At 41.6% G+C, this 17,286-nt stretch carries 17 protein-coding genes and 1 riboswitch; of the genes, 6 read left to right on the top strand and 11 right to left on the bottom strand.

Going from position 1 to position 17,286, the window contains the following annotated elements; translation table 11 throughout:
- Positions 1 to 68: 68 nt before the first annotated feature.
- The 4 genes from KHA99_RS14190 to cax all read right to left on the bottom strand — a co-directional run bounded on the left by KHA99_RS14190 (position 69) and on the right by cax (position 4,606).
- Complete coding sequence (locus KHA99_RS14190; RefSeq protein ID WP_284037318.1) at positions 69 to 1,613, bottom strand: fumarate hydratase; 1,545 nt, start codon at positions 1,611 to 1,613, stop codon at positions 69 to 71.
- 151 nt (positions 1,614 to 1,764) lie between these two features.
- The gene (locus KHA99_RS14195) at positions 1,765 to 1,965 is read right to left on the bottom strand and encodes an SE1561 family protein (protein WP_213118869.1); all 201 of its coding nucleotides are present in this window, start codon (positions 1,963 to 1,965) and stop codon (positions 1,765 to 1,767) included.
- A 234-nt stretch (positions 1,966 to 2,199) separates the two neighbouring features.
- Positions 2,200 to 3,009 (bottom strand): YfkD famly protein, encoded by an 810-nt coding sequence (locus KHA99_RS14200; RefSeq protein WP_249366684.1) that lies wholly within the window; start codon positions 3,007 to 3,009, stop codon positions 2,200 to 2,202.
- A gap of 541 nt (positions 3,010 to 3,550) precedes the next feature.
- Positions 3,551 to 4,606 carry a calcium/proton exchanger gene (cax, locus tag KHA99_RS14205; RefSeq protein WP_284037317.1) on the bottom strand — a complete coding sequence of 352 codons (1,056 nt, stop codon included), beginning with the start codon at positions 4,604 to 4,606 and terminating at the stop codon, positions 3,551 to 3,553.
- On the opposite strand from cax, the gene KHA99_RS14210 reads away from it, so the two are divergent.
- Positions 4,600 to 5,964, top strand: coding sequence for an MFS transporter (locus tag KHA99_RS14210; protein WP_349654934.1), 1,365 nt, complete (start codon positions 4,600 to 4,602; stop codon positions 5,962 to 5,964). The genes cax and KHA99_RS14210 overlap by 7 nt on opposite strands.
- Before the next feature lie 169 nt (positions 5,965 to 6,133).
- The gene (locus KHA99_RS14215; RefSeq protein ID WP_213118143.1) at positions 6,134 to 8,047 is read left to right on the top strand and encodes a heavy metal translocating P-type ATPase; all 1,914 of its coding nucleotides are present in this window, start codon (positions 6,134 to 6,136) and stop codon (positions 8,045 to 8,047) included.
- A 385-nt stretch (positions 8,048 to 8,432) separates the two neighbouring features.
- Here the strand turns inward: KHA99_RS14215 and KHA99_RS14220 are convergent, their stop codons facing one another.
- The gene (locus KHA99_RS14220; protein WP_213118144.1) at positions 8,433 to 9,269 is read right to left on the bottom strand and encodes a YihY/virulence factor BrkB family protein; all 837 of its coding nucleotides are present in this window, start codon (positions 9,267 to 9,269) and stop codon (positions 8,433 to 8,435) included.
- 17 nt (positions 9,270 to 9,286) lie between these two features.
- A complete protein-coding gene (locus KHA99_RS14225; RefSeq protein WP_213118145.1) occupies positions 9,287 to 9,652 on the bottom strand; it encodes a YtxH domain-containing protein in 366 nt (121 codons plus the stop codon).
- Between the two features lie 254 nt (positions 9,653 to 9,906).
- Here KHA99_RS14225 and KHA99_RS14230 point away from each other — a divergent pair, with 254 nt between their 5' ends.
- Complete coding sequence (locus KHA99_RS14230) at positions 9,907 to 10,131, top strand: DUF1128 domain-containing protein (protein ID WP_213118146.1); 225 nt, start codon at positions 9,907 to 9,909, stop codon at positions 10,129 to 10,131.
- A gap of 33 nt (positions 10,132 to 10,164) precedes the next feature.
- Here the strand turns inward: KHA99_RS14230 and map are convergent, their stop codons facing one another.
- On the bottom strand, positions 10,165 to 10,914 hold the full coding sequence (gene map, locus KHA99_RS14235) for a type I methionyl aminopeptidase (RefSeq protein WP_213118147.1): 750 nt from the start codon (positions 10,912 to 10,914) through the stop codon (positions 10,165 to 10,167).
- Between the two features lie 270 nt (positions 10,915 to 11,184).
- Between map and KHA99_RS14240 the strand changes: the two genes are divergently transcribed.
- On the top strand, positions 11,185 to 11,511 hold the full coding sequence (locus KHA99_RS14240) for a helix-turn-helix domain-containing protein (RefSeq protein WP_213118148.1): 327 nt from the start codon (positions 11,185 to 11,187) through the stop codon (positions 11,509 to 11,511).
- Between the two features lie 33 nt (positions 11,512 to 11,544).
- Here the strand turns inward: KHA99_RS14240 and KHA99_RS14245 are convergent, their stop codons facing one another.
- Positions 11,545 to 11,718 carry an anti-repressor SinI family protein gene (locus tag KHA99_RS14245; protein ID WP_372447602.1) on the bottom strand — a complete coding sequence of 58 codons (174 nt, stop codon included), beginning with the start codon at positions 11,716 to 11,718 and terminating at the stop codon, positions 11,545 to 11,547.
- 32 nt (positions 11,719 to 11,750) lie between these two features.
- Positions 11,751 to 11,842: riboswitch (cyclic di-GMP riboswitch) on the bottom strand.
- A 400-nt stretch (positions 11,843 to 12,242) separates the two neighbouring features.
- Here KHA99_RS14245 and KHA99_RS31205 point away from each other — a divergent pair.
- The gene (locus KHA99_RS31205; protein WP_261363801.1) at positions 12,243 to 12,368 is read left to right on the top strand and encodes a hypothetical protein; all 126 of its coding nucleotides are present in this window, start codon (positions 12,243 to 12,245) and stop codon (positions 12,366 to 12,368) included.
- Positions 12,369 to 12,406: 38 nt separating this feature from the next.
- Here the strand turns inward: KHA99_RS31205 and KHA99_RS14250 are convergent, their stop codons facing one another.
- Positions 12,407 to 12,781 (bottom strand): DnaJ family domain-containing protein, encoded by a 375-nt coding sequence (locus tag KHA99_RS14250; RefSeq protein WP_213118149.1) that lies wholly within the window; start codon positions 12,779 to 12,781, stop codon positions 12,407 to 12,409.
- Positions 12,782 to 12,905: 124 nt separating this feature from the next.
- Between KHA99_RS14250 and KHA99_RS14255 the strand changes: the two genes are divergently transcribed.
- Complete coding sequence (locus KHA99_RS14255; protein WP_307852093.1) at positions 12,906 to 13,115, top strand: hypothetical protein; 210 nt, start codon at positions 12,906 to 12,908, stop codon at positions 13,113 to 13,115.
- A 35-nt stretch (positions 13,116 to 13,150) separates the two neighbouring features.
- On the opposite strand, the gene hutH is transcribed toward KHA99_RS14255, so the two are convergent.
- Positions 13,151 to 14,668 (bottom strand): histidine ammonia-lyase, encoded by a 1,518-nt coding sequence (hutH, locus tag KHA99_RS14260; RefSeq protein WP_213118151.1) that lies wholly within the window; start codon positions 14,666 to 14,668, stop codon positions 13,151 to 13,153.
- A gap of 307 nt (positions 14,669 to 14,975) precedes the next feature.
- Positions 14,976 to 17,165: a DNA topoisomerase III gene (locus tag KHA99_RS14265; RefSeq protein ID WP_213118152.1), complete on the bottom strand. Its 2,190-nt coding sequence runs from the start codon at positions 17,163 to 17,165 to the stop codon at positions 14,976 to 14,978.
- Positions 17,166 to 17,286: the final 121 nt, after the last annotated feature.

Consider the following 17,286-nt stretch of genomic DNA (forward strand, 5'->3'; position numbering starts at 1 on the left):
ATTCCCCGCTCAGCACCCACAAAAAAAGATAGATCCGCATAAGCGAATCTATCCCAATCCCAAAGATCTTATTTAAAAACCGGCTCCTTAAACTGCGCCAATTTCTCCAATGAAGATTTGTCAACATCAGCATGTAAGCTGTTGCCGTGGGAATCCATCGTAACAACCGCTTTGAAGCCTTCGACACGTAGATGCCACATCGCTTCAGGAATACCAAATTGCATTAAATCAACGCCCTCGACGCCCTTGATACAGTCAGCATAGTACTGGGCAGCGCCGCCAATGGCGTTCAAATAAACTCCGCCATGCTCGGCCAAAGCGGCCAATGTCTTAGGACCCATTCCGCCTTTTCCGATAACAGCGCGGATGCCAAACTTCTTCATAATGTCGCCTTGGTAAGGCTCCTCACGGATACTTGTTGTTGGGCCGGCAGCTTTCACGTGCCATACGCCGTCTTCATCCTTCAGCATAACCGGGCCACAGTGGTAAATCACTTGACCGTTTAAATCAACAGGTGCATCGTGGTCACTCAAATACTTATGAATCGCGTCGCGGCCAGTATACATCATGCCATTGATTTGCACAACGTCACCGACTTTTAAAGCACGAATTTGCTCTTCAGTAATTGGCGCCTGCAACGTGATGACTTCCTGTTCAGAAGCAGCAGCAACTTCTTGTTCTGCCCCCTCCTGTGCGAAATCAATGAACTCGCCCTCTTGGTAAGCCCATTCCACAATTGCGCCAGTCTCAGGATCAACGGAAACACCCATGCGGCGGTATGCCCAGCAGTTGTAGGCAACGGACACATAGAAGCTGGCAGGAATGCGGTGCATGACGCCGATTTTACAACCTAGCAAAGTCGCTTCGCCACCAAAGCCCATTGTGCCGATCCCTAATTTATTTGCATTTTCAAGTACATACTCTTCCAATTTACGAAGGTCTTCATTTGGATTCACATCATCAACCGAACGGAATAACTGTTCCTTTGCCAAATCATAGCCGGAGGAACGGTCGCCGCCGATGCCGACGCCAATGAAGCCTGCAGAACAGCCTTGTCCCTGTGCTTGGTAAACAGAGTGCATGATACACTTGCGGATCCCATCAAGGTCGCGCCCTGCGCGTCCAAGTCCTTCTAATTCACAAGGCAGGCTATACTGAATGTTTTTGTTTTCGCAGCCGCCGCCTTTTAAAATCAGCTTCACATCAATATAATCTTTTTCCCATTGATCAAATTTAACAACCGGAACGCCAGCACCTAGGTTGTCGCCGCTGTTGGCACCAGTCAAAGAGTCAACAGCGTTAGGGCGCAGCTTGCCCTCTTTTGTTGCTTGAATAATCGCCTTTTTAATGGCTTCTTTTATTTCTAATTGGTTGACACCAACTGGAGTTTTAATTTTAAAAGTAGGAAGTCCTGTATCCTGGCAGATTGGTGACACCTGGTCGTCCGCCATTTTAATATTGTTAGTAATGGTAGCTAGGCTCATTGCAGCGCGAGTCCCGGCATTTTCTTGTTCCTTCGCTGCCTTGATAGCGCGGCGCACATCCTTTGGCAGCTTTGTGGAAGTTTCAACAACTAGCTCGTACATGCTTTCTTGGAATTTCTCGATATTCACGTGTCGGTTTCCCCTTTCCCTATTTTCCCCTAATTATGCATAATTTTTTACAACTTTTTGACGGTTATAATTATACTCCTATAGGCGGGAGATTTAAAGGATTTGGATGTAATCGATTTCGTGGAAACTTTTTCTCAAAAAAATGAGCCTGCTATTTAACAGACTCACTTAATTCACGGTTATTAAATTCTCTTATTTTTGATTCCAACTCGTCAATCATTGTAATCAGACGGTCAATATCGTCTAAATCAGTATCTTCCGGGTCGATGGCTTCGAGAATGTCGAGAAACATATTAAGACGATGCTTTAAAAAGTCTAATTGGGAATTTTTATTATGAGTGGGACTGCCCATCGTAAATTCGCTCCTTTTTTTCAATTGCCTTTTTCATCCTAACCAAATTTCAGTGGTTTGGCAATCTTCTTTTTTTAACTGAAAACGCGTCGATTGGCGAGTCCGTTAGGACGAAGACAGAGGCGTAATTGAATTTATGCGTTAGGAAATTATAAATTTGTGAAAAATTATAATTTCCTATTAGCTAAAAAAGCTCCTGCCGGAAACATTGGCAGGAGCTTCTTCAGAAAAAATTTATCGTGGACGTTCGGATGCGAGAAATCCAAAGGAAACATAGTCCTGCACAGGAATCCAAGCACCGATTCCCTGTGAGGTTACGTTTTTGATGACGATGAATTTGCGGTTTCCTTTTAACATTAAGTAGACTTCACCGTAAGTTACTTTTCCCTTTTCATTCACGGCAGGCGCATAGGCATAAAGGTAGCCAAGCCGGTTCGAAGGGATGTTATAAATGTGATCGTTCTTTGTACCGGCACCGATAATTGTATCAAATGCGAGCGGTAGATTCGTTTTTTGCATCGCCTTTAAAATAATCATTTTCTTCACGTCTTCGGCATTCGGAATTTTAGCCGTTAAACCGCCTCTGACGATTTTCTGCGCTTCCTGAACATATTTAATTTGATATGGGGCGTTGCCGCCGCGATTATCAAAGTAATTCGTATTGATTTTTTGATACTCCCAATTTGTTGAGGTTTCCAAAGACTCATAGTTCAAAGGCCACTGGCCAAGGTAAATGATGGCACGGTAGCCGACAGCAAACGGAGTGCCGTTTATGCTTGATTCGTTAAGCATGCGAATAAGGTCAGGGTTTTCAATTTTGACCTTTGAAGAATTTATAAGCTTTTTTGTCAAATCACTTGGCTGTAGAAAAGGCAAATCCTGAGTCGAATTAGGATATGTATTTTCCTTTGTGATATTCCTAACCGAGGATGGAATTTGGGTCTTTATCGGTTCCTTTTTGACAGCAGTTTTTTCAGAGAAGACAGACGGTATGAAAGAAATCATTAATACAAAAATTAAAAGACCCGAGGCAATTTTTTTCAAAAGAAAAACTCCTTTCGCAAATAGCATAAATAATCTGCTAGTAGTTTCCTCGGAGTTGGGCCATATTATCCATTGGCAAGCACCGCTTTTGCAAATTTTCTCAGTGTCCTAATCCTGTATCTATTTGGGTAGTCGAAAAGTAATAAAAATGTAATAATCTGAACATTTACAAAATTCAAATTAACAGTTATAATAAACTTAACTTTCAAAAAGGAGGGCTGCAATCAATCGACATAGCTTACTTAGTTTTTAATTATTTATTAAGGAGGTTGGGATACTCTTATATATGCATTCAACAGTCGTGTTTTTCCTAAACTAAACATGAAGGTTGGTGGTTGATGGTCCCAAATAAAAGCGATTGATGAATTACCCTATATGAAAGAATGATCGGTCCAAAACATAAGATTTACTCAGTAGGATAAAGAAAACTCGCCGATTGGCGAGCCCCTAAGGGTGAAGACAGAGGCGTAGTTGCACTTATGCGTTAAGAAAAGACTCTAAGCCAATCGGCTTGGAGTCTTTTTAGTGTCTGCATAATTGATTATAAGAGGTAAAAACCAATCCCCATAATGACATAGGCGGCAAGTAAGGTGAGCCCTTCGAACCAGTTGGTTTCACCGTCGTTAGAAATGACAACCATCAATAAGACCGACGAAACCATTGCGATTAGTTCCTGCCAGCTGAATAGTAATGGCATGGATTTTTCAAAAAACAAGGAAATCAACACTAATACCGGTGCGACGAACATCGCAACTTGCAAAGTGGAGCCGATGGCAATTTCCACAGCAACGTCCATTTTATTTTTAAAGGCCATTAACACCGCTGAAGCATGCTCTGCCGCGTTTCCGACAATGGCTACAATGATAATCCCGATAAATAGCTCCGTCCAGCCAAAGGATTCCGCCACAAATTCGAAGGTATGAACGAGATTCTCGGAAATGTAGGCAACCGCCAGCGTTGCTATAAGCAACACCAGGATGGCTCTTCCTTTCCCCCACTCCGGCTCTTCATCATGATGCTGAGCCTCGTTATCACTTTGATAAACCCCACGATGCGTAACAAGCTTAAAAAATAAAGCTGCGAGGTAAAGCAGGATTAAAATGACCGAGATTCCGACACTCAGAGATAATTTCTTAGTATCATTCATATCCATTGAAAAAACTTCCGGTATAACAAATGCAATCATCACCGCAAACATTAGCAATCCGGAATTATGGCGGGCATCATAGACGTTAAACTTCTGCCGCTTGTATTTCAAGCCGCCGATAAAGAAGGACAGGCCTGCAACGAGCAGCAAATTCCCGAGCACCGAACCTGTCAACGAAGCAAGGACAACCCCGACAAGCCCCGCCTTTAAGGCAAACACGGAGATAATCAGTTCGACGGCATTTCCAAAAGTGGCGTTCAACAGACCGCCGATACGCGGCCCTGCCACAATGGCTAAGCTTTCCGTTGCCCGCCCCATATAGCTTGATAAAGCAATGATCGTTAAACAGTAAATAATAAATAGGAAAATACTTGGCCAATGCATCAGTGTCCCAATAACTGAAACGGGGACCCCGATAAATGTCAGCAGCATAAAAATTTTATTTGTCACCGATTTCCCTCCATCTATGTATTTTAAACGCTTCTCTTTTTTATCATTCTTTCCATTATACCCAAATTTTTCAAACTAAAGATTACCATTTAAAGGAATGGACTTGCAACATTTTTCTTGCAAATAAAGCATATTCTCGTTTACCATCATTAGGAAGAACGTCTGAAGTAGAGGAATATTCAATGAAAAATAATTATCGGTTTACCATCCTAGTCAGCATTGTGGCCATCTCGGGTTTCTCGCAGGGAATGCTGCTGCCGCTGATTGCGGTTATTTTTGAAAAAGGCGGGGTGTCTTCCTCATTAAATGGACTTAACGCAACCGCTCTTTACATTGGAATTTTGTTGGTTGCCCCTTTTATGGAATTACCGTTACGAAAATATGGCTATAAACCAATCATTATTGTGGGTGGCGGGCTTGTATTTACTGCGCTTGCTTTATTTCCGTTATGGAAGGCCTTTTGGTTTTGGTTTTTCCTAAGGCTGATGATTGGAATTGGCGATCACGCGCTACATTTTGCGACACAAACCTGGATTACATCCTTCTCTCCTCCGGATAAACTTGGCAGGAACGTTTCCTTGTACGGGCTTTTCTTTGGCATTGGTTTTGCCGCCGGTCCGCTGATGACACCGCTGGTCAATCTAAATGAAGCCCTGCCATTTATAGTATCTTCCATTCTATGCTTAATCGGATGGGGATTTGTCTTTGTACTAAAAAATGAATTTCCTGAACAGGAAGTCAAAATTAATTCTTTTTTTTCGATGATCAAACAGTTTACAAAAGCCTTAAAATACGGCTGGGTTGCTTTTTTACCAACATTTGTTTATGGCTTTCTGGAAGCTTCCTTGAACGGAAGCTTTCCTATCTACGCCTTACGAATGGATTTAGCAGTATCGAGCGTATCCCTAGTTTTATCGGGATTTGCCATTGGCAGCATTATAACCCAGCTGCCATTAGGACTGTTAAGTGACCAATATGGGCGGAGGAAAGTTTTAATGACAGTTCTTTTTCTCGGCTTTTGCAGTTTTACAGCCGCCAGCTTTCTTGAACATTCATCATTTGGTTTATTCGTGACTTTCCTTATCTCCGGCATGCTCGTTGGATCTACTTTCTCATTAGGAATCAGCTTCATGGCCGATTTGGTTCCAAGAAACCTGCTGCCGACCGGAAATTTATTATGCGGCATCTTTTACAGCCTTGGAAGCTTAGCCGGCCCAGTTATCGGCGGTCTATTTATTAAGTATTTTCAAAACGTCAGCTTCTTTTATATTATTAGTACGCTGCTGTTGTTTGTCTCCTTCACTATCTTTATGTTTGGAAAAAGAAACGTCTTTATTCCGCACCAAGAAAATTCTTAGCGCAAAACCATATCATTCTCATAAAATGTATGGTAGAATGAAAACAAATAAGAATAATTCTAATCTGCAAGTTCTGCTGTCATCCCTTGATGACAGCTTTCGTGTTTTTTAAGGGTTGTGATTTTGATTATTTTTCTCAATTAGATTTTATTAAAGGAGAGTGACAAGCATGGTTTCCGAAACAAAAGTTCTCACGAAGGGAATTCCAAAGACCAGTTTTTTAGAAAAAATAAAACCGCAAGCAGAATTGATTGCTGCCGGGTTAAGTGGTGTCTTCATCCTTGCAGGCTGGCTTCTCGATAAAAACGGCCAAGAAGCAGAATCAATTGTTGCCTATCTGCTCGCATTCGTCATCGGCGGCTTTGCCAAAGCAAAGGAAGGCATTGAGGCAACCTATGAAAACAAAGAATTAAATGTTGAAATGCTGATGATCTTTGCTGCGATTGGTTCTGCCATTATCGGCTACTGGACAGAGGGGGCTATCCTCATCTTTATTTTTGCTGTCAGCGGAGCAATGGAAACCTACACGATGAATAAAAGCCATAAGGAAATTTCCTCACTCATGGAGCTGCAGCCTGAAGAGGCCGTTCTGATCTCCAGCGGTTTAGAAAAGCTTGTATCTGTATCTGAACTTCGGGTCGGCGACCTGATTCTCATTAAGCCGGGTGAACGGGTTCCGGCCGATGGAACGATTGTCAAAGGGCATACAAATATCGACGAAGCCGCGATTACCGGTGAGTCAATGCCTGTGTCCAAAGGCGAACAGGAAGAGGTGTTTGCCGGAACTGTGAATCTGTCCGGCGCCATTACCGTCAATGTTTCAAAGGAAAGCAGCGATACTCTTTTTCAAAAAATTATTCAGCTCGTGCAATCGGCCCAAAGTGAAAAGTCGCCGTCACAGCTTTTCATTGAGCGCTTTGAAGGAACGTATGTTAAGGTCGTCCTGCTTGTAGTATTGGCGATGTTCTTCGTACCACACTTTTTGCTTGGCTGGGACTGGAACGAATCCTTTTACCGGGCGATGATTTTATTGGTGGTAGCCTCCCCATGTGCGCTGGTGGCTTCGATTATGCCTGCCACTTTATCGGCTATTTCCAATGGAGCAAGGCACGGAATATTGGTAAAGGGCGGAGTCCATTTGGAAAACCTCAGCCATCTAGGAGCCATTGCTTTCGATAAAACCGGTACTCTTACAAAAGGCAAACCGGTCGTCACACAAGTTATTGTTAAGAATGGACTTGATAAAGACAGCCTAATTTGGAAAGCAGCTTCGATTGAAAGTCACTCCAATCATCCGCTTGCACAGGCGATTGTGAAATATGCGAAGGAAAACGTTTCTAAGGAGTTATTTCACCCTGACAGCCTTGAGGACGTCCCAGGCTGGGGAATTAAAGCTGTAGTAAATGGGGAACAGTGGAAGATTGGTAAAGCTGCGTTTGTCGGTAAAGAAATAACGGAGAAATTCGCGGACGGTCTTGCAAAAGATCTTGCGAGCCAGGGTAATACCCTTGTTTATGTGGAAATTGACGGAGAATTAAGTGCCGCAATTGGCTTGAAGGATGTTGTCCGCGAAGAAACAAAGCTTGCTATTGACCACTTAAAAAAACAAGGCATTCATACGATTATGCTAACCGGTGACAGTGAAAAAACGGCGAAGGCGATTGCCGCAGAAAGCCACGTCGCTGAATTCTTTGCTGAATGCCTGCCGGAAACAAAAGTGGAGCATCTGAAAAAGTTAAAAGACAAATATAAAAATGTCGCAATGGTCGGTGACGGTATCAACGATGCCCCGGCACTTGCCATTGCCAATGTCGGGATTGCCATGGGAGAAGGATCGGATGTGGCCCTGGAAACAGCAGATATTGTTCTTATGAAAAGCGACCTGCCACGTATTTCAGAAGCCATTCGGTTGTCACAGCGAATGAACCGGATCATTAAGCAAAATGTTGTTTTCTCCATTGCGGTCATCATGGTGTTGATTTCGTCGAACTTCTTTCAGATTATCGACCTGCCATTTGGCGTCATCGGCCATGAGGGCAGCACAATTCTGGTCATTTTAAATAGTTTACGGCTTTTAAAATAAGGATGGGGGCCACTTGCAAGTTGGGAGCTGTTATCCGCAAGTGGACAGTGCTTTCGCAAGTTGGGAGCTGCTATCCGCAAGGTGGAGCCCGCCATGCGCAAGTTGAGAACCGCTATCCGCAAGTGACAAGCGCCTATCCGCAAATTAGGCAAACATTAAGGACCGGGTACAAAAGTACCCGGTCCTTTTCTATAACTATAACCATTAATGGTATCCGTTTGACCCATTAGCGGATCCTGATGTCTTATTCCCTTTGCTGCCTTTGCCTTTTTGTTTCGTGCCGCCGTCTTTTTTTGTATGCTTTGTCAAAGTCCAAACCTCCCTAGTAATGAAGTAGTCCCCAATCCTAGTTTGGACAGATAAACGATTTTCATAAAGGTAAGTATTAGCAGTTAGAACGTTTTTCTTCACTGTAGAATGCATTGATTTCGCCGCCTAAAATGATGATAAAGGCAGAAATGTACAGCCAAAGCATCAACACAATAATTGCTCCAATACTACCGTATGTAACCGAATAATTGCCGAAATTCCCCACATAGTAGGATAAGCCTAGCGAGGAAATGATCCAGCCAACGGTCGCAAAGGCGGCACCTGGAAAGGCACTACGGCAGCGCAGTTTAACATTTGGGGCCACCCAGTATAATCCTGTAAAAATTAGAAATAAAATAATCGCGCTGACAGCCAGGCTTAATGTATTCCAAAGTTTTAAAAATTCACTTGAATAGCCAAATTGGGAAAATAAAAACAAACCAATTTCCCTGCCAAACACCGGCAGAACAATGGCAACAATAAAAACCAAAATCATCCCGAATGTCAGCAAAATGGCCATGCCGCGGGAAACAATAAACGGGCGGCTCTCCTCCACATTATAAGCCTTGTTAAAAGCCCTCATAATCGCATGAATTCCATTAGAGGACGACCAAATCGTCCCGATTACCCCGAAAGAAAGCAACCCGCTATTCCGGTGACTCATGATTTCACTTATATTTTTTTTAATCAATTCCATAGCATCTTCCGGCGCAAAGCCACTAATTATCCCTAAAACATCTTGTTCGTGAAAAGGGAGATATGGCATTAGGGAAAAAATTACAATTAAAAGTGGAAACAGTGAAAGAAGAAAATAATAGGCTAACTGCGCACTCATTCCCGGAAGATCATCCTCGTCAATCCGGTGCCAAAGCAGGCGGATTAACGAAGAGCGAACATTTCCTTTGTCCTTCATTATCACCTCTCCTTTATTCAGTTATATTCTTTCTCTGCAAAGATTTCCTCCACCATATCAGCTTGGTCCTCATTTTTAAAAGATTTCTTTGTCTCTTTGATTGTCTCGGTCACTTTAGGTGTCAGGTCGCGAAGCTCATCCACCTTATCCATGATATAGGAGATATCTTCTCCCGCCTGTTCGACGGTATCCATAATTTTCTCTGCCGTTTCCTTTACCTTCCCGACCATTTCACCCGGATGCCGGACAACATAGGACACCTTTCCGGAAACTCTTCCCACGTGTTCTTTCATAATTTGCCGGGTTTGTTTATCGAAAAGGCTGACCGCTCCGCCAGCAATGGCTCCAATCAGCATTCCCTGCCAAAATTTATTCTTTGTCATCTTAACCTCTCCTTGCTTAATCATAAAAATGAATGAAAATTATTCCAATGAATTTACCTATCATTTATTTTGCTTTATCTAGAGAGGGTATGCAAGTCTGGCACTAATTTTTATGTATTGACATCATCCATTGAACATGAAAAGATTAAATGGAAACTAACCGATTGGCGAGTCCGTCAGGACGAAGACAGAGGCGTAGTTGAATTTCTTCTTTCTTATTGGCTAACATATGAATTTCTGAAAGGGTGACCGAAATGGATTTATCGCTGAAGTCGTTAGAAAATGTTGAATATATGATTGAGCAAATTAAAGAGAAGTTAAAGGTTTTGAATCTTGGTGCGATTAAGCCTTCCCATTTTGATGAGGAAATGTATGAAGAGTTGAAAGAGATTTATGAAATGGTAATGAAAAAGAATTCCTTCAGCCCTAATGAAATGCAGGCTCTAGTTGAAGAATTGGGAAACTTGCGTAAAAAATAAAAACAGACCTCGAACGAGATCTGTTTTTATTTTTTAATCTTGATCAGTTAAAATGATCGGGCCATCTCTGGTGATGGCGATTGTGTGCTCATATTGGGCGGAATAGGTGCTATCGACAGTCCTTGCTGTCCATCCGTTGGAATCCATTTTGGTGAATAATAATCCGATATTCACCATTGGCTCAATCGTAAATACCATTCCCTCTTTAATTCTTGGGCCTTTACCTGGCAAACCGTAATGCGGTACATCCGGCTTTTCGTGAATCACTGCTCCAATCCCATGTCCAATAAAGTCGCGAACAACCGATAGTCCTTCACTTTCCACATAAGTCTGGATGGCATGACCGATATCGCCAATCCGGTTGCCTGGAACCGCTTGTTCAATTCCCCTGTACAAGGCTTCCTTTGTAACTTTTAACAAATGCTTAGTCTCTTCGGAAACTTCGCCAACTGCGTAAGACCAGGCTGAATCAGCCAAGGCTCCGTTGTAATTAACAACCATATCAATCGTGACGATGTCCCCTTCCAGCAATGGGTCTTTGCGCGGGAAGCCATGGCAGATTTCATCGTTAATACTTGCGCATGTTGCGTATTCGTAGCCCTTATAACCTTTTTGTTCCGGAGTAGCATTATGCTTTTTTAAAAATCCCTCCACAAACTGATCAATTTCCCAAGTGGTAATCCCTGGCTTAATCATTTTGGCAATTTCTTTGTGACAGGCAGCGAGGATTTCTCCTGCCTTTTTCATTGCTTCGATTTCTCGTTGTGACTTTAAGACAATCATGTAATGTTCCCCTGCCTTTTTGAATAAATTCTTTTGTTTGGAGACCGTTTTGTGCGAATCCTGGTATATAAAAACGATTACTTTATGACATTTTTGGCAACACTTTAATATTAACGCTAACGGACTTATTTTTCAAAACTACTTTCTCAATATAAAAATTAATTATTCAAATTTCGATAATTTGCCATATTCCTTTGTTCTTAATATGGTACTCTCAAATTCTTTTTGATAGAATGATGTTATAAATTATTTTTAGGTGTGTGAGAATTCATGATAGGTGACCGCGTAAAGAAATTCCGCCAAGAGAAGAAGATGTCACTTTCCGAACTAGCAGAGCAGGCAGGAGTTGCAAAATCCTATTTAAGCTCGCTTGAGAGAAACCTTCAAAAAAATCCGTCCATACAGTTTCTTGAAAAGATTGCCGGTGTATTAAACATTCCAGTTGAACATTTTATACATGAGCAGATTGACAAGACGGAATTGGACAATGATTGGATGAATTTAGTAAAAGAAGCCATGACCTCCGGTGTTTCAAAAGATCAATTCCGCGAGTTCTTGGAATTTAATAAATGGCGGAACAATCAAAACAACAGTTAAAATGTATAAAAAAAAGGCATCCTACAAAAATTCTTAATTTTTGTAGGATGCTTTTTCATTTTGGTATGTAACGAATTGTTCCGATTGGTGATTACCGCTTAGGAAATTTCGAATATCTTCTACCGATAATCCAATCTTCTTAGCTTCCATAATTAGTACCAGCCACTCCTTGTCAAGCTTCTCCATCTGCTCAATCCCCAAATTCATTTTAACAACCCCCTAAAATACTTACCCGTATTTCAGGCAGCCCGGCCATCATAGCTTCTCCTATTTCCACCTTAGACCCTCGGCTTTGCGTCCTTGATTTTCACCAAGTTTGCCTTTTTCTGAAAAATAACTGTCTATTTATTATTTCATTAGTTCATCTTTTCTAGGACTAAATTCACACTAACTCTTTAGTAAGTTCATTATAACTAGTCCTTTTATAACAAAGTGTTAGTTTTTGTCAGCATTTTTAATATTCCGAACCTCTTTTTTAGACATTTTTTGACAAACCCCCACACTTTTTCCTCTAATTACCATTACCTAAAATTGGAATATATAAATAATAGAGAATTTAAAGTCGAATATTCTCCTAATTTGTGGGAAGAAAAATTTTCTTTATTTATTTTGGGCTCTGATTTTATGACGAAAACATTTGTCTAATTTGTGACGATTAGCATATAATATTAACAACATAACAAAACACAGAATATTATTAATATTCCGAATAAAAATAGAGGTGATAGGCATTGACCATTGTTCATGTGTTAAACTTTTCAATCCCCATTGCTTTTATGGTATTTGCAGGTTATTTCTTAGACCGCATCTGCAAGCCTGCCAAATTAGAAGAAAAAGCTGGTGAAGAGGAATTGTAAAAATTCTCTCCTCGCCAGCTTTTTTTACTAATCAGAATTTATTTAAACCGTTTTTCTACCTTTTGTTCGTAATTTTTAAAAATGGACGAATTTGTTTTCGCCCCCCGTTTTGACATCAATTGATTAAAGCGAAGGAGCTTTTCATTTAACTTTTTTTGCAAATCTTCTTTCTCGCCGCTGTCGTCACATTTTTTGATGAGATCCTCGATGCTCATCATCTCTTTGCGTAAATGGTTTTCCTCTTCTGTAAAGCCAGCATTTTTCATGATTTTGTAAGCCATCCGAAGCTCTTCAGGAATACCTGATAAATCATCAAGCTTAAGGGGTTTTCCATATCCAGGAAGGTTATCAAATTCACCATCTTTGTATGCTTTTTTAATCCGATCTTCTGAGACAATATGAAACATATCCATGTTCTTGCCCTCCTTTTTTAGCATACTCACTATATTTATTATAACAAAGCTCCATTTCGGTTGAAAAATAAATCGGTAATGTTTTCAGCTTTATTGGGGCATGCTACAAGCGATAACGAAAGGAGTGTTAGACTTGGCACGTGGAGAACATTTTAATCATAAAAACAAAAACCATCCGGGTGAATTCCCCAAGAACACCATGACCGAGAGTCATGCTGAGCAGGCAATCGGGGATGAAGAATTTATTGTCACCCAGGAGGCCTTCAAAAATAGAATTGAGGAAGAGGACACCAGGCAGGATACCGCCCGCCTGCTTCCTGAGCAGACAGAGTAAAAGGCGTGAAGAGTTTTCACGCCTTTTTACACTGTTTATTTTTCGAAGCTTAATTTCTTCATAAACTGAGAAAATTCCACGGTTTTCAGCCATTCTGCCAGTCTTTCGATATCCTTTGAGAAGATGCGGTCCTGGTTAATGGATGCCACCTGCTCACGACCTTTTTCATAGAAGTTCTTCGTATGGGTCGCCATTTTCTCTACACCGCGATATTCGACGGCCTGCATGGCGCAAATCATCTCAATCGCAAGGACTCTGCGGGTATTTTGGATTATTTGATATGCATGCCTTGATGCAATCGTCCCCATGCTTACATGATCCTCTTGGTTTGCCGATGATGGAATGGAATCCACACTTGCTGGATGTGCCAAAGTTTTATTTTCTGAAACAAGGGCAGCGGCTGCATACTGCATAATCATTGCCCCTGATTGAAGGCCTGGCTGCGGGCTTAAAAACGGCGGCAGATCGCTTAATTGCGGATTAACTAACCGTTCCACACGACGTTCCGAAATATTAGCAAGCTCTGCTACTGCGATTTTCATAAAGTCCATTGCAAATGCAATTGGCTGCCCGTGGAAGTTTCCACCGGAGATGACCTTTTCCCCGTCATCAAAAATCAATGGGTTATCGGTCGCTGCATTCATTTCGATTTCCAGCTTTTCTTTTACATAATCAAGGGCTTGCCAGGAAGCACCTTGAACCTGTGGGATGCAGCGAAGAGAGTAAGCATCCTGAACCCTCAGTTCTCCCTGCATCGTTGTTAATAAGCTGTCACTCAAATAGCGGCGGATTCTTGCTGCTGTATCAATCTGTTGCTGGTAGCCTCTTGCCACTTGAACCTCTTCTGCAAAAGCATCGAGAATTCCGTTTAACCCTTCAATCGTCATGGAGGCAATCAATTCACTTTCGAAAGCAAGCTGCTCTGCTTCTAGGTATCCGACGACCCCCATAGCTGTCATGGCCTGCGTTCCGTTAATGAGAGCAAGACCTTCTTTAGCCTCAAGTGTTAGTGGGAAAAGACCTTCCTGCTGAAGTGCTTTGCCTGCTTCCACACGCTCGCCTTTATAGAATACTTCGCCTTCACCTACAACCACTAATGCCAAATGGGATAATGGCGCCAAATCCCCGCTAGCACCTAGTGAACCCTGCTGTGGAATAACCGGAATAATGTCTTTGTTAGCTAGCTCAATCAGTCTTTCAATGACTACCGGACGAATGCCTGAGTAACCTTTTAACAGGGCATTGGCACGAAGAACGACCATTGCTTTTGACACCACTTCTGGGAATGGCTCCCCTACTCCACAGGCATGCGAGCGGATTAAATTCAACTGCAGATCCTGTACATGTTCTTTATCGATAAGTACATCGCTGAACTTTCCAAACCCGGTATTGATTCCATAAACCACTCTACGCTCAGAAACAATTCGTTCCACTGCTTCCCGGCTCTTGGCTGCTGCCTCCATGCTTTGTTCCGAAGCGCCAACCTTTTGGCCGCGGTACAATACTTCCTTCATTTGCTCCAATGTTAGACTGTTACCTGTTAATGTGATCATTTCTCTCCACTCCTCTATTACTTTAGTAAGATAAAGAAAGAGGCTGGATTCCATTTCTGATTAGATTTGGAATCCAGCCTCTTTAATAAACGTTATAAAATTTTGAACGGTTCTTCGGCGCTGCCTCATGATTTTTTCACCCATTCTAAAAATTATTATTAGTTTGATAATATTTTATGTGACAGATACCTTGCCTGTCAACCAAATTTTCTGAATTTTAGCGCATTATCACTTTAGCAGGATAATGAATGAAAGAGGCTATTCATAAAGAAATTCAATCTTCTTGAATAGCCCCTTAAGTATGGTGTTAATCAAACTTCAACCCTTTTAACGCGTCAGCCAACGCACTATTCAAGGGTTCTTCATCTTTGTGCTGGTTCTTTAAATATTTTTGTACTGTCCGTTTATCCACTTTCCCACCGGATTCTTTTTTCCGGCGTTCTTGGAAAACAGAAAGTTTTTCACGATATCCACATTTACATGCGAAGATTTGGCCCTCACCCTCGCCACGAAGCTCAAGTTTTTTATGGCATTGTGGACAGCGTGCGTTTGTAACACGTGAGACATTTTTACGATGCCCACATTCCCGATCCTGGCAAACGAGCATTTTTCCCTTTTTTCCATTCACTTCAAGCATTGGTTTTCCACAATCAGGACAATTTTTTGTAGAAATATTATCGTGCTTATATTTTTTACTGCTTGCTTTAATTTCAGCCACGATTTCTTTAGTGTAGTTTTTCATTTGACCGATAAACACTTCTTTTTTCAACTTGCCATGCGCAATTTGATCAAGCTTTTGTTCCCACTCCGCTGTTAAAGCAGGGGATTTTAGCTCTTCCGGCACTAAATCCAGCAATTGCCGGCCTTTGGAAGTAATATGAATGTCTTTGCCCCGCTTTTCGATTAAGAACGAGTTGAATAGCTTGTCAATAATGTCAGCACGTGTTGCGACCGTTCCCAGTCCACCTGTAGATTTTAATGTTTCTGCGAGCTGTTTATTGTTTGTTTCCATGTACTTTACAGGGTTTTCCATTGCCGAAAGCAATGTCGCCTCGTTAAAGCGTGCTGGGGGATTTGTTTGTCCAGCCGTTTGCGCGATTAGTTTCACATTTAATGTGTCGCCTTTTTCGATGCGAGGTAAAATCTGTTCTTTCAGATCATCTGCCACATCATCATCTTCAAAGCGATTATTGTAAACTTCTTTCCAGCCCATTGATAAAATAGTTTTTCCGCGAGCCACGAAGTTCTCATCACCAATTTTGGCCCGGAGCGTTAACTGCTCGTACTCGAATGCCGGGAATAATACCGCTAAGAACCGTTTTACGACTAAATCATATATTTTACGCTCTTTATCTGTGAAGGCTGAGAAGTTTACATAGCTTTCTGTTGGTATTATCGCATGATGATCGGATACTTTGCTGTCATCAACAAAAGCTTTAGTAGCTTTAATAGGCTTACTTAAGACCTTATTAGCTAATGGACGATATTCACCTATTGCACATGCTTTCAACCGTTCAGGGAGTGTTCCGACAATGTCAGAAGAAAGGTAGCGCGAATCGGTACGAGGATACGTTAAAACTTTATGCTGCTCGTACAGCTTTTGCATAATGTTTAACGTTTCCTTAGCAGAGTAGCCAAAGATTTTATTCGCATCTCGCTGCAATTCTGTTAAATCATAAAGACCCGGGGAAAAAGACTTCTTAGGCTTTTTCTCAATTTCCGTTACAATCGCATTTTGTCTGCCAAGCTTTTTGACAATCGACTCAATTTTTTCTTTATCGAAGCTTCGGCTGTTTCCTTTTGCATCCTGCCAAGTCAGCCTTAGTTGGTTGGATGTTTGAGCTTCAATACCATAATAGGTTTGTGCTCTGAAGTTTTTGATTTCGTCCTCACGTGCTGCAATCATCGCAACAGTAGGTGTTTGTACACGTCCGCAGTTTAGTTGGGCATTGAACCTGGTCGTTAAAGCACGTGTTGCATTCAGCCCAATATACCAGTCAGCTTCTGAACGTGCGACAGCTGAAGCATATAAATTGTCATAAGACTTACCAGGCTTCAAGTTTGCAAAACCATCTTTAATCGCTTTATCAGTAACAGATGAGATCCATAGACGTTTAATGGGTTTATTGACTTTTACTTTATCAATAATCCAACGTGCAACTAATTCTCCCTCTCTCCCTGCATCAGTCGCCACGACTATTTCGTTGACATCATTTCTAGTCAGTTGACTCTTAACGGCATTAAACTGTTTCCCGGTCTGCCTAATTACTGTTAACTTCAAACGTTCAGGCAGCATTGGCAGATCTTCTAATTTCCATGTTTTATATTTCACATCATAATCTTCTGGGTCAGCAAGCGTGACAAGGTGTCCTAGTGCCCAGGTAACGACATATTTATCGCCTTCTAGATACCCATTTCCTTTTTTATTACAATTAAGCACACGTGCAATATCACGTGCGACAGAAGGTTTTTCAGCAATTACAACACTTTTTGCCATATTTAAAACATCCTTTCAAATTACAGTAAGTTAAATATAGCATACGTCTCTAATGGATTCAGTAATTCCGAAACTTCAACTACATTATTGCTAAGAAGTGATGGGATAGCTGACTCTTTTT

The sequence above is a fragment of the Neobacillus rhizophilus genome (genome assembly GCF_018343535.1).
In the GTDB taxonomy this organism is placed as follows: domain Bacteria; phylum Bacillota; class Bacilli; order Bacillales; family Cytobacillaceae; genus Neobacillus; species Neobacillus rhizophilus.

Bases quoted from the DNA above. Each gene is read 5' to 3' on its own strand.
- KHA99_RS14245 (WP_372447602.1), bottom strand. From the start codon at position 11,718: ATGAATTTGGGGATTGAGCAGATGGAGAAGCTTGACAAGGAGTGGCTG.
- KHA99_RS14250 (WP_213118149.1), bottom strand. From the start codon at position 12,781: ATGGATATGTTTCATATTGTCTCAGAAGATCGGATTAAAAAAGCATAC.
- KHA99_RS14215 (WP_213118143.1), top strand. From the start codon at position 6,134: ATGGTTTCCGAAACAAAAGTTCTCACGAAGGGAATTCCAAAGACCAGT.
- KHA99_RS14195 (WP_213118869.1), bottom strand. From the start codon at position 1,965: ATGGGCAGTCCCACTCATAATAAAAATTCCCAATTAGACTTTTTAAAG.
- KHA99_RS14220 (WP_213118144.1), bottom strand. From the start codon at position 9,269: ATGAAGGACAAAGGAAATGTTCGCTCTTCGTTAATCCGCCTGCTTTGG.
- hutH (WP_213118151.1), bottom strand. From the start codon at position 14,668: ATGATCACATTAACAGGTAACAGTCTAACATTGGAGCAAATGAAGGAA.
- KHA99_RS14265 (WP_213118152.1), bottom strand. From the start codon at position 17,165: ATGGCAAAAAGTGTTGTAATTGCTGAAAAACCTTCTGTCGCACGTGAT.
- KHA99_RS14240 (WP_213118148.1), top strand. From the start codon at position 11,185: ATGATAGGTGACCGCGTAAAGAAATTCCGCCAAGAGAAGAAGATGTCA.
- KHA99_RS14225 (WP_213118145.1), bottom strand. From the start codon at position 9,652: ATGACAAAGAATAAATTTTGGCAGGGAATGCTGATTGGAGCCATTGCT.
- KHA99_RS14230 (WP_213118146.1), top strand. From the start codon at position 9,907: ATGGATTTATCGCTGAAGTCGTTAGAAAATGTTGAATATATGATTGAG.
- map (WP_213118147.1), bottom strand. From the start codon at position 10,914: ATGATTGTCTTAAAGTCACAACGAGAAATCGAAGCAATGAAAAAGGCA.